The 11,942-nt window shown below is 68.2% G+C and carries 9 protein-coding genes; all 9 read left to right on the forward strand.

Features of this window, described 5'->3' with window-relative positions; all coding sequences use genetic code 11:
* Window positions 1-204: 204 nt before the first annotated feature.
* The 9 genes from AC3WRR_RS26015 to AC3WRR_RS26055 all read left to right on the forward strand — a co-directional run bounded on the left by AC3WRR_RS26015 (window position 205) and on the right by AC3WRR_RS26055 (window position 11,936).
* Entirely contained in the window at window positions 205-414 is a 210-nt protein-coding gene (locus tag AC3WRR_RS26015; protein ID WP_010813516.1) for a hypothetical protein, read from the forward strand.
* Between the two features lie 66 nt (window positions 415-480).
* Window positions 481-1,176 (forward strand): intradiol ring-cleavage dioxygenase, encoded by a 696-nt coding sequence (locus AC3WRR_RS26020; protein WP_010813517.1) that lies wholly within the window; start codon window positions 481-483, stop codon window positions 1,174-1,176.
* A gap of 389 nt (window positions 1,177-1,565) precedes the next feature.
* Window positions 1,566-2,609, forward strand: a complete 1,044-nt coding sequence (locus AC3WRR_RS26025; protein WP_010814223.1) for a TRAP transporter substrate-binding protein — start codon at window positions 1,566-1,568, stop codon at window positions 2,607-2,609.
* Between the two features lie 25 nt (window positions 2,610-2,634).
* Window positions 2,635-3,264 (forward strand): TRAP transporter small permease subunit, encoded by a 630-nt coding sequence (locus AC3WRR_RS26030; protein ID WP_011616803.1) that lies wholly within the window; start codon window positions 2,635-2,637, stop codon window positions 3,262-3,264.
* Window positions 3,261-5,180 carry a TRAP transporter large permease gene (locus AC3WRR_RS26035; protein ID WP_011616802.1) on the forward strand — a complete coding sequence of 640 codons (1,920 nt, stop codon included), beginning with the start codon at window positions 3,261-3,263 and terminating at the stop codon, window positions 5,178-5,180. The genes AC3WRR_RS26030 and AC3WRR_RS26035 overlap by 4 nt, the downstream gene beginning before the upstream one ends.
* 44 nt (window positions 5,181-5,224) lie before the next feature.
* Entirely contained in the window at window positions 5,225-6,691 is a 1,467-nt protein-coding gene (locus AC3WRR_RS26040) for an MFS transporter (protein WP_010814226.1), read from the forward strand.
* Window positions 6,692-7,209: 518 nt separating this feature from the next.
* On the forward strand, window positions 7,210-8,592 hold the full coding sequence (locus AC3WRR_RS26045) for an HlyD family secretion protein (RefSeq protein WP_010814227.1): 1,383 nt from the start codon (window positions 7,210-7,212) through the stop codon (window positions 8,590-8,592).
* Between the two features lie 27 nt (window positions 8,593-8,619).
* Window positions 8,620-9,972: a hypothetical protein gene (locus AC3WRR_RS26050; RefSeq protein ID WP_058698591.1), complete on the forward strand. Its 1,353-nt coding sequence runs from the start codon at window positions 8,620-8,622 to the stop codon at window positions 9,970-9,972.
* A 2-nt stretch (window positions 9,973-9,974) separates the two neighbouring features.
* Window positions 9,975-11,936, forward strand: coding sequence for a glycosyltransferase (locus tag AC3WRR_RS26055; protein WP_010814229.1), 1,962 nt, complete (start codon window positions 9,975-9,977; stop codon window positions 11,934-11,936).
* Window positions 11,937-11,942 lie beyond the last annotated feature (6 nt).

The raw sequence follows: 11,942 nt of genomic DNA on the forward strand, positions 1-11,942 counted from the left end.
GCACGGAACCGCGTGCTGCCGGCCTCGTCAAACCAATTAGTCGCCGGAGACAGGATGCCGCGCCGCAGCATTTCACCGCGGCGCAGCACGCATGGGCGGCATGTGCCGCATCGTCTCCAGGGCTTCTGACAATCTTCCCGCGTTTGGCGCTGCTGCGCCGCGCAGACTCCCAGCAAACGCCCCCCTCTAGCCAAGGAGACGAACGTGCTGAGCCCGCATGAATTTGCCACGCTGCTATTGCTGAGCGACGGCCCCGATTCTCTCGATTCCAGCGATTCCCGCCAGATCGACCCCATCGACCTGAAGGCACTGGTCGAAAAGCAACTCGTACAACTTGAGATCCTGCACGGCCGCCGGCAGGAGCCGCGCATTACCAGCCACGGCTACTCGATGCTCAAGGCGATGGGACGCTGACGTCTCGGCGCCGGCGCGGCAGCACCACGCGCCGCAAGGCGCACCCGGATCACCTCGGAGCCCACCATGACAGTGCGCCCGGCAATTGGCGCCGACAGCGCGGCAGCCACCGACGCGGCGCGCCGCCGCTTCCTGCATGAGTTGGGCGGCCTGCTTGCCGCTGCCGGCATCGCGCCCGCGGCGGCAGCAGCCACCCCCGCCGCCTGCCTGCTGACGCCCGCCGCCACCGAAGGCCCCTTCTACCTCGACGACGCCCTGGTGCGCACCGACATCCGCGACGACCGCCCTGGCCAACCCTTGCGGCTGTGCATCCGGGTGGTGGATGCCGGGCGCGGCTGCGCGCCGGTGCCGGGTGCGCTGGTCAGCATCTGGCACTGCGATGCCGACGGCAGCTACAGCGGCGAGGGCCGCGGCAACCGCCAGGCGCGTTTCCTGCGTGGCGTCCAGCCCACCAGCCAGGACGGCGTGGCCACGTTCACGTCGATCTATCCCGGCTGGTACGCGCCACGCGCCATCCATATCCACTTCAAGGTGCTGCTGGGGCGGTCGGAAGCCCTGACCAGCCAGCTGTACTTCAGCGATACCCTGAACCGCGAGGTGCTGGGCAGCCACCCGGCCTACCGCGCGCACGGCGTGCCGTCGCGCGCCACCACGCAGGACCCGATCGCGGGACCCCACCCGAACCAGATGCGCGTGCGCCAGGCTGCCGATGCAGCGGGGCTGCTGGAGGCCGAGTTCACGGTCGGCATCACCCGCACCTGAGCGCCCAGCCCCGGATCCGCGGCATCGGCGGGCCCCGCCACGAAGTGCGCGGGCCCACACCGCGCGGGTAATCCCTAGATTGTGGTTCCCTGTCCCTTTCCTACCATGAAGGGAATCACGGGCCACCTGCACGCCCGCTCCTGCCGCGCGGCCACTGGCCCGGCATGCTCCAGATTTCCCGACTTTTCCGATGTTCGCGTCAGTGGCGAGTTGTCTCGGCCCCCATGGCCGGCGCTCGCGGGTAATCCCACACATAGCAAATGGAGGCGGTCATGGCATCCAGGACAAGGAAAGCAGGCGCAGCAAAACCTGAAGTGGAAACCAAGCCAGGCGTTTCCCGGCGCGGCTTCCTTGGGGGGGCCGCCGGTGCGGCCGCGGGCGCCGCGGCAATGGGCTTCCCGGCCATCGTCAAGGCGCAAGGCCCGGTCACGATGCGCTGGCAGAGCACCTGGCCCACCAAGGACATCTTCCACGAGTTCGCCGGCGACTTCGTCACCAAGGTGAACAATATGTCGGGCGGCGACCTGAAGATCGAGCTGCTGCCCGCGGGCGCGGTGGTCAAGGCCTTCGACCTGATCGACGCGGTCAGCAAGGGCACGCTGGACGGCGGCCATGGCGTGATCGCGTACTGGTATGGCAAGAACTCGGCGCTGGCGCTGTGGGGCTCGGGCCCGGCCTGGGGCATGGACCCGAACATGCTGCTGGCCTGGCACAAGTACGGCGGCGGCAAGGAGTTGCAGCAGGAGATCTACCGCAGCCTCAACCTGGACGTGGTGTCGTTCCTGTATGGCCCGATGCCGACCCAGCCGCTGGGCTGGTTCAAGAAGCCCATCACCAAGCCGGAAGACTTCAAGGGGCTGAAGTTCCGCACGGTGGGGCTGTCGATCGACATCTTCACCGGCCTGGGCGCCGCGGTGAACGCGCTGCCGGGCGCGGAGATCGTGCCGGCGATGGACCGCGGGCTGCTCGATGCGGCCGAGTTCAACAACGCCAGCTCCGACCGCGCGCTGGGCTTCCAGGACGTGTCCAAGGTCTGCATGCTGCGCAGCTTCCACCAGCCCTCGGAGCAGTTCGAGATCCTGTTCAACCGCAAGCGCTATGACGCGCTGCCGGCCAAGCTCAAGGCGCTGATCGCCAACGCGGTGGAAGCGGCGTCCGCGGATATGTCGATCAAGGCGATCGACCGCTATTCCAAGGACTACCAGGCGCTGCAGAAGCAAGGCGTGAAGTTCTACGCGACCCCCAACTCGGTGCTGCAGGCGCAGTTGAAGGTATGGGATGAGATCGTGGCGCGCAAGGAAAAGGAAAACCCGATGTTCAAGAAGGTCAATGATTCGATGAAGGCCTTCGCCGAGCGCGCCACGCGCTGGCAGAACGACACTAACGTCGATTTCCGGCTGGCAACGAGCCACTACTTCTCCAAACGCACCTGAGCCGCACCACTCCGGGGGCCATACCGTGCAACGCCTGCTGCTTGGCATCGACCGCATCAGCACCTTCGTCGGCCAGGCCGGCGCGTGGCTGATCATCGGGCTCACGCTGATGATCAGCTACGAGGTGTTCTCGCGCTATGCGCTGGGCACGCCGCACGCCTGGGTGTTCGATGCCAGCAATATGCTGTACGGCACGATGTTCATGCTGGCCGGCGCGTATACCCTGGCCAAGCGCGGCCACGTGCGCGGCGACATCCTCTATGGCTTCCTGCCGCCGCGGATGCAGGCGTCAATCGACCTGGTGCTCTACCTGGCCTTCTTCTTCCCCGGTGTGATCGCGCTGGCCTGGGCGGGCATCGATTTCTTCGAGGTCTCGCTGGCACAGGACGAACACTCTTCCATCGCCGCCGACGGTCCGCCGATCTATCCGTTCAAGGCAGTGATTCCCGTGGCCGGCGCGCTGCTTTTGCTGCAGGGCGCGGCCGAGACCATCCGCTGCATCCTGTGCCTGGCGAACGGCAGCTGGCCGCCGCGCGAAGGCGATGTCGAGGAAGTCGATGTCGAGCAGCTCAAGGAGATGGTGCAAGGCACCCCTACCGCTGAGCTGGCCGAGTCACCGCCGCCGCGCGACGACCAGCCTGGAGCCGGCCGATGAGGAAAGAACTGTGGTTCGGCATTTCCCTGATGGTGCTGATCGTCGGCGCCGTGGCGTGGTTCATGCCCGCGCCGGCGGACTGGACCAACGGACACCTCGGCCTGTTGATGCTGGCGCTGATCGTGGTGGCGATCATGCTGGGCTTCCCCACCGCGTTCACGCTGATGGGCATGGGCGTGCTGTTCTCCTGGCTGGCCTACCGCCACGCCGACCCCACGATCGCGGTGCAGCAGACGCTGGACCTGATGGTGCAGCGGGCCTATGCCGTCATGACCAACGACGTGCTGATCTCGATCCCGCTGTTCGTGTTCATGGGCTACCTGGTCGAGCGCTCCAACCTGATCGAAAAGCTCTTCCGCAGCCTGCACCTTGCGCTGGCGTGGATTCCCGGCTCGCTCGCGGTGGCCACGCTGGTGACCTGCGCGATCTTCGCGACCGCCACCGGCATCGTCGGCGCCGTGGTCACGCTGATGGGCCTGCTGGCCTTCCCCGCCATGCTGCGCGCGGGCTACAGCACGTCGCTGTCGGCCGGCGCGGTCACCGCGGGCGGTTGCCTGGGCATCCTGATCCCGCCGTCGGTGCTGCTGATCGTCTACGGCGCCACCGCGGGCGTGTCGGTGGTTCAGCTCTATGCGGGCGCGTTCTTCCCGGGCCTGATGCTGACCGGGCTCTATATCCTCTACCTCCTGATCCTGGCCAAGCTCAAGCCCGCGCTCGCGCCGCCGCTGCCGGAAGCCGAGCGGGTGGTGCCGCTGCCGCCGGTGGCGCGCACGCTGGAAGCCCGCGGCGCCACCCATGCCTTGCCTGCGCTCGGTGCCGGCCTGATGCGCGCGCTCAAGGGCCCGCGCAATGCCGACCTACCGACGGCAGTGTTCGCGCGCCAGCTGGGCATCGTGCTGCTGCCGGCGATCGCCGTGGTATTGGTGATGGGAACGATATACAGCGTGGTCACCGCGCCCGCCGCCAGCGTCGCGGTGGAGGCACCGCTGTCGATGGGAGGCGCCGAGGAAAGCAGCGCATCACTCGACGACCTGCAGGCGCCGCCAGTGGAAGAATCCGCTGCGCCCGCAGCGCCGGCCGCTCCCGCCGCTACCACCCCTGCACCGACGACCGCAGCGCAAGCCGGGGCGCAGCCAGCGCCAGTGCCGGCGGCGGCTGCAGTATCCGCACCCCGCTGGTTCTGGATCACGCTGGCGGCCGTGGCGGCGGTGCTGGTGTACTTCTACTGGCGCTTCAGCTTCGCGCGGCTGGAAATCTTCAAGATGCTGCTGTCGTCGTTCTTCCCGCTGGCGCTGCTGATCCTGGCGGTGCTGGGCTCGATCGTGTTCGGGCTGGCCACGCCGACCGAAGCCGCGGCGGTGGGCTCGCTCGGCGGCGCGCTGCTGGCGGCAGCGTACCGGCAGCTGAACTTCCGCGTGGTCAAGGAATCGGTGCTGCTGACGGCCAAGACCAGCGCCATGGTGTGCTGGCTGTTCGTGGGCTCGTCGATCTTCTCTGCCGCGTTCGCGCTGCTGGGCGGACAGGCGCTGGTCGAGCAGTGGGTGCTGTCGCTGAACCTGTCGCCGGTGCAGTTCATGATCCTGGCGCAGCTGATCATCTTCCTGCTCGGCTGGCCGCTGGAATGGACCGAGATCATCATCATCTTCATGCCGATCTTTATCCCGCTGCTGGATAACTTCGGCATCGACCCGCTGTTCTTCGGGCTGCTGGTGGCGCTGAACCTGCAGACCGCCTTCCTGTCGCCGCCGGTGGCAATGGCCGCGTTCTACCTGAAGGGCGTGGCGCCGCCGCATGTCACGCTGAACCAGATCTTCCTGGGCATGCTGCCGTTCATGGGCATCCAGCTGATTGCGCTGGTGCTGCTCTACGTCTTCCCCGGCATCGGCCTCTGGCTGCCCACGGTGCTGTACCGCTGAACGCTGCGGCACCCGTTTGCACCCGTTTCCTATACTGGTTGGCAATGCCAACCGATACCGCCCTCGCCAGCCTTCCCGTCGACACCGCATTCCGCACCGACATTCCGGGGCGGCTGGACCGCCTGCCATGGTCGCGCTGGCACTGGCGCGTGGCGATTGCGCTGGGCGTCGCCTGGGTCCTCGATGGCCTCGAAGTCACGCTGGTGGGCTCGGTCGGCGCCGTGCTGGAGCGCCCCGATACGCTGGGCCTGACCGCGACGCAGGTCGGCTGGTCAGGCTCGCTCTATATCGCCGGCGCGGTGCTGGGGGCGCTGGTGTTCGGGCGCATGGCCGACCGGCTCGGGCGCAAGCGGCTGTTCCTGGCCACGCTCGCGGTCTACATGGTGGCGACGCTGGCCACCGCGTTCTCTCCCGGCTTTGCCTTCTTTGCGGCCTGCCGCTTTTTTACCGGCCTTGGCATCGGCGGCGAATACGCGGCCATCAATTCCGCCATCGACGAACTGATCCCGGCGCGCGTGCGCGGGCGCGTCAACCTGGCCATCAACGGCAGCTTCTGGCTGGGCGCGGCACTCGGCGCCGGGTTGAGCCTGGTGCTGCTCGATGCGCGCGTGTTCGGCCCGGTCTGGGGCTGGCGCGTCTGCTTCGCGCTGGGCGCGGTACTGGCCGTGGCCATCGTGCTGGTGCGCAAGCATGTGCCGGAGAGCCCGCGCTGGCTTGCCACCCATGGCCGGCTGGAAGAGGCCGAGCGCGTGATCGCCGCGATCGAGGCCGAGGTGCGCGCCCGCCATGGCCCGCTGCCGCCGGTGGCACCGGATTGCGTCGCGGTGGCGATGCGCCGGCGCGCCGCGCCGGGCGTGGGCGAAGTCATGCGCCTGCTGTTGCGGCGCTTCCGCCGCCGCAGCATGATCACGCTGGCGCTGATGGTGGCGCAGGCCTTCTTCTACAACGCAATCTTCTTCACTTATGCGCTGGTGCTGACACGCTTCTATGCCGTGCCGGAAGCGCGCGTGGCGCTGTATATCTTTCCCTTTGCGTTGGGCAACGCGCTGGGGCCGCTGCTGCTTGGCCCGTTGTTCGACCACATCGGGCGCCGGCGCATGATTGCCGCCACCTACGTGCTGTCCGGCATCGGGCTGGCACTGACCGGCTGGGCCTTCGTTGAAGGCTGGCTCGATGCGCGCGGCCAGGCGCTGTGCTGGTCGGCGGTGTTCTTCCTGGCCTCGGCCGCGGCCAGCTCCGCCTACCTGACCGCCAGCGAAGTCTTCCCGCTGGAAATGCGCGCGCTGGCGATCTCGGTGTTCTACGCCGTGGGCACCGGCACCGGCGGCTTTATCGCGCCGGTGCTGCTGGGCGCGCTGATTGAAAGCGGCAGCCGCGAAGCCGTGGCGGCAGGCTACGGCTTCGGCGCGCTGCTGGTGATCGTCGCCGGGCTGCTGGCATTGCGCTTCGGCATCGACGCCGAACGGCGGCCGCTGGAGCACATCGCGCCGCCACTCGCCGCCGACGATTAGCCGCGTCACGGCAGCGCGCGTCAGCTGCCATCGCTGCCGGATTCAACTCCTTCACCAGCGTCAAAACCCCGTCAATGTGTGCTGCATTCGTCGTGCAACGGCATGCCATGTTACTGCCGTATTAAGCAGTGCTACAGCCTCCCCTTACACATTTTTACAGCAAGCGACGGGGCAACTGACTAGCCTTTAACTCACACGCGGTGGCCTGAGTGCATGAATCTTTGCGTCAGCGGGCTGCCACTTCTTGGCCATTGACTGGCCATTGTTCAACTCTGCCCGGATGAAGCCGGGCAAATCCAGGGGCCGCTTGTCGGCCCGAATGCAAGGCGCGCCGATACGGCCTGGCCACATCGAGCGTGCTGCAGACAACAAGCTGAATTGGGGACATGCAAGCCGGGCACCGCGCGACAGCCCTTGCGCGACGCTACCCGCTTGCGTGGAATTTTCGCTCATCCGGCATGCACCCTGTGCATGCCGGCGGGGACGCTTTTTGACTTTGCTTGCCGGAGAACAACACCATGGCCGACCAGCGCAATAATCCACCACCCAGACAACACCCGCTGACACCGGCTCCGCTGCGCCAGCCCCACGGCGACGGCCTGGTGCAACGCCCGCAGCCCGTTACCGTGCCGCTCTGGCACATCGTGCCGCGCATGGCGGGCTACGGCGTGGTGCTGTTCATCATCTGGGCCGTACTGACAATCATGTTTCCAAATGTGTTTACGCGCTCGTCGGAGCGGGCCGTGGTGAACAGTCCGGTCAGCCTGGTGACTTCTCCCGTGGAAGGCATCGTGACGAAGCAGATGGTGGCCGCGGGCCAGTCGTTCTCGGCCAACCAGGCGCTGATGATCGTGCAGAACCCGAACATCGACCGTTCGCTGCTGGTCGACCTGACCGGCAAGAAGCTCGACAACCAGCAGCGCCATGACTCCGCCCGCGCGCGGCTGGAAAGCAACCGCCGGCTGATGGCCGCCACCGAGCAGGACCTGCAGCGCTACAACAGCGCTGCGCAACGCGAGCACGGTGCGCGCGTGCGCGCCCTGGAGGCGCGCCTGGCATCGGCCCGGGCACAGGAAGACCAGCAGCAGGAAGTGGTCAACCGCAACCAGAACATGCAGTGGGCCGGGGCCGTCAGCGAGGCCTACACCAATGCCTCGCGCTACCAGCTGTCGATGCTTTCCAATGCCAAGGCAGCGGCCAAGGCCGAGCTCGATAACGCAGTCAGCGTGAGCGAGGCCGCGCGCAACAAGGTCTATGCCTCATCCACCGACGGCCCCAGCGCCACGCTGGCCCAGCGGCGCCAGGTACTGGGCGCGGAATCGGCACAGCTGACGGCAGAGCTGGAACAACTGGAGGCCTATGGCAAGTCGGTGGACGAGATGATCGCCACGGAACAGGAACGCCTCGACCGGCTTTCGAACCTGGAGATCCGCTCGGCCGAACCCGGCACCATCGAAGACCTGATCGCGCAGCCCGGCATGCGCGTGGCCGCCGGCGCCACCCTGGCGCGCGCTAGCAACTGCGCGCAGACGCGCGTGGTTGCGGTGTTCCCGCGCAGCCTCAGCGACAACCTGCTGCCCGGTGCACGGCTGAACGTGAATGTCGACGGCGTGCCCACGGCGTTGCCGGCATCGGTGGCAGAGGTACTGCCGCGCGCGCCGGACGGCGACCAGGCGCGTTACTTCGTGCCCTTCCCGCCGATCGAGAAGAACGAGATCTATGTGATCGCCAAGCTCGACCGCCCGCTGGGCAACGTGCCCGGCAAGGCTGGCGGGGCGTCAGGGGCAGCAGCACGGGCAGCGGCAGGGCCAACCCAGTCCGGCCATTGCGGCATGGGCCGCTGGGCGCGCGTGACGCTGAACCAGAGCTGGCTGGGCCAGCTGCGGGCATCGCTGATATAACCGCCGACGCAGGCAAAGGAGACCCGGATGCGACTGCCGATCCCGACTGCACGCCTGCCCCGCCTGGTTGCCGGCGCGCTGCTTCCCGCCGTGCTCGCGCTGGCGCCAGGCGCGGCGCGCGCTGCCGAGCCTGCCCAGCAGACCCTGCTGGCCGACGGCTGCAAGACCCTGGCCGAGCGCGTCAGCCGTGAAAGCGGCAACGGCCCCTTGTTTCTCGCCAGCTATGAGCCGGCGCCGGGCGGCGGGCCGCTGGCCCCGGCGCTGCGCAATGCCGCCTTCGTCTACGACAACGCGCTGGCCGGCATCGCGCTGGTGGCCTGCAAGCGTCCCGCCGAAGCGCGCCGCATTGCCGACGCCGTGCTGCAGGCAACCCGCCAGGACCGCCACTTCCGCGATGCGCGCCTGCGCAACGCCTATCGCGCCGGCCCGCTGCCGGCCGGCGCGGTGCCCCTGCCAGGCTGGTGGGACGAGCCCAGCAAGCGCTGGTTTGAAGATGCCTACCAGGCCGGCACTGCCACCGGTAACGTGGCCTGGGCCGCGCTGCTGCTGCTGGCCGTGCATGAGGCCACCCGCGATGCGCGCTACCTGGATGGCGCCGCCGCGCTGATGGGCTGGGTGCATGCCACCGTGCCCGACACGGGCGCGCCCGCCGGCTACATCGGCGGCTTCTTCGGCCATGAGCCGAAGCAGACCCGCCAGGGCTGGAAATCAACCGAGCACAACGTCGATACCTATGCCGCCTTCAGCTGGCTCGCCAGCCAGCGCAACGATCCGCGCTGGCGCGACGGCGCGTCGCGCTCGCGCGGCTTTGTCGGCGCCATGTGGCAGGCGCGCGAGGGCCGCTTCATCATCGGCACACGCGACGATGGGCGCGCGCCAAACGCCGGCCCGTCCGCGCTGGATGCGGTGCTGTGGCCGCTGATCGCGATCCCGGACCCGCCGCAGGACTGGCGCCGCAACCTGGCGTGGGTGGAGGCCAAGCACCGCGCCGGCGCGGGCTACGGCTTCAAGGGTGGCCCCGACGGCATCTGGACCGAAGGCACCGGGCAGGCCGCGCTGGTGCTGCAGGCCGCCGGGCAGGCGCAACAGGCGCAGCCACTGTGGCAGCTGCTGCTGTCGCAGCGGGCGCCGTCCGGGATGCTCTACGCCACGCCCGAGGCGCGCATCAGCACCGGGCTGTCGATCGGGCCCACCTCGACCACGGAGGACTTCCACTACTTCCACCTGCCCCACCTGGGCGCCACTGCATGGGCCGTGCTGGCCGCGGCGCGCTGGAACCCCTTCCGTCCGGGCGGATGCCTGGAACCGTCCTGCCCGCCGCCGGCCATTGCGGCCGCGGCACCTGCAACCGCCCCTATCAACACCGCCGCCAAGGAGTGACGATGTTCGCCCTGTTTCTGGAAAACCAGACGCTGCTGGTCATCAACGGCGGCGTGCTGCTGGCGATGGTGCTGCTCTCGATGCTGTGCCGGCAAGACCGGCCGGCGGACCGCGTGCTGTTCGGCGGCGTCACCGCCTTGCTGCTGGCGGTATACCTGACCTGGCGCGTCCGCGAAACGCTGCCCGACTGGCAGATGAACTTCGCCAGCGTGTGGGCCCATGTGTTCTTTGCCTTCGAATGCATGACGCTGGCCTATACGCTGCTGTCGATCGTGGTGCTGGCGCGCACCAGCAACCACACCCCCGACGCCGACGCGGGCGAGGCCGCCTTGCGCCGCGCGAAGCAGGTGCCGCCGGTGGACATCTTCATCGCCACCTACAACGAAGGCCTGGACATTTTGGAGAAGACCATTGTCTCGGCGCTGGCGATCGACTATCCCGACTTCCGCGTCTGGGTGCTGGACGACACCCGCCGCGACTGGCTGCGCGAGTTCTGCGAACGGGTCGGCGCGCACTACGTGACGCGCCCGGACAACGCCCACGCCAAGGCCGGCAATCTCAACAACGGCCTGCGCCACAGCGCCGCGGCCGGCGGCGCGCCCTACATCCTGGTGCTGGACGCCGACTTCGCGCCGCATCGCAATATCCTGCTGCGCACCGTGGGGCTGTTCAGCGATGCGCGCGTGGGCGTGGTGCAGACACCTCAGTTCTATTACAACGCGGATCCGATCCAGTACAACCTGCGCGCCACCGAATGCTGGGTCGATGAGCAACGCGCCTTCTTCGACGTGATGCAGCCGGCCAAGGACGCCTGGGGCGCGGCGTTCTGCATCGGCACCTCGTTCGTGGTGCGGCGCGACCTGATCGACCTGATCGGCGGCTTCCCCACCGGCACGGTGACCGAGGACATCCACCTGACCTACCGGCTGCTGCCGCACGGCTATATCACGCGCTGGCTCAATGAGCGCCTGAGCGTGGGCCTGTCAGCCGAAGGCCTGCCCGAGTACATCAGCCAGCGCAGCCGCTGGGGGCTGGGCACGATCCAGGTGGCGCTGACCGCGGACGGGCCGCTGCGCGGGCGCGGCTACACCGGGATGCAGCGGCTGCACTACGTGCACGGCCTGTTGCACTGGCTGTCGCGGCCATTCACGCTGATGCTGCTGGCAGGGCCGCTGCTGTACTGGTACCTCGGAGTCTCCACCCTGTATGGCGAGCCGCTGCAGTTTCTCGCCTACGGCCTGCCGGCGCTGGTGGCGTACTGGGCGTACAGCATCTGGATCACCGGCCAGCGCGCGCTGCCGATCTTCACCGAAGTCACGCAGATCGTGGCGGCGCTGGCCGTCACCGCATCGCTGGTGAGCGCGATGTTCAAGCCGTTCGGACGGCCTTTCAAGGTGACCAACAAGGGGCTGGACCGCTCCAAACTGGTGATCCACGGCAAGTTCGCTGCACTGTACGCGGGGCTGCTGGGCTTCTCCGCGCTGGGACTGGGCCGCGCCCTGGTGGTGGACCCCGATGCGCAAGGGCTCGCCTTCAACACCATCTGGACCGGGGTGGCGCTGATGCTGTACCTGGCCTCGCTGCTGGTCTGCGTGGAACTGCCGCGCCCGCGCAAGGAAGAGCGCTTCCCGCACCGCGCGGCAGCGCTGCTGCGCGTGGATGGCAAGGAATACCGCGTGACCACCAGGGATCTTTCCTGCAACGGCGTTGCCGTCACCACGCCGCTGGCGCCGGCCATTCCAGCCGGCACCGAGGGCGCGCTGTGGCTGGCGCAGGCCGGCTGGATCCCGTGCCGCGTGGTGCGCCGCGACGGCCAGTTGCTGGGCATCGCCCTGAACGCCGGCATGGCGGCGCGCCACGCGCTGATCCGGCTGCTGTTCACCGATCCCGCACACAACATTGCCCGGCAGGGGCAGCCCAAGCTGGCGCTGTCGCGCTTTGTGCGGCGCGCGCTGCTGGGCTGAACCATG

The organism is Cupriavidus sp. FW305-3-2-15-C-LB2 (genome assembly GCF_058787575.1).

Coding starts and splice junctions, on each gene's coding strand:
- AC3WRR_RS26020 (WP_010813517.1), top strand. CDS start 481: ATGACAGTGCGCCCGGCAATTGGCGCCGACAGCGCGGCAGCCACCGAC.
- AC3WRR_RS26025 (WP_010814223.1), top strand. CDS start 1,566: ATGGGCTTCCCGGCCATCGTCAAGGCGCAAGGCCCGGTCACGATGCGC.
- AC3WRR_RS26040 (WP_010814226.1), top strand. CDS start 5,225: ATGCCAACCGATACCGCCCTCGCCAGCCTTCCCGTCGACACCGCATTC.
- AC3WRR_RS26045 (WP_010814227.1), top strand. CDS start 7,210: ATGGCCGACCAGCGCAATAATCCACCACCCAGACAACACCCGCTGACA.
- AC3WRR_RS26055 (WP_010814229.1), top strand. CDS start 9,975: ATGTTCGCCCTGTTTCTGGAAAACCAGACGCTGCTGGTCATCAACGGC.
- AC3WRR_RS26050 (WP_058698591.1), top strand. CDS start 8,620: ATGCGACTGCCGATCCCGACTGCACGCCTGCCCCGCCTGGTTGCCGGC.
- AC3WRR_RS26035 (WP_011616802.1), top strand. CDS start 3,261: ATGAGGAAAGAACTGTGGTTCGGCATTTCCCTGATGGTGCTGATCGTC.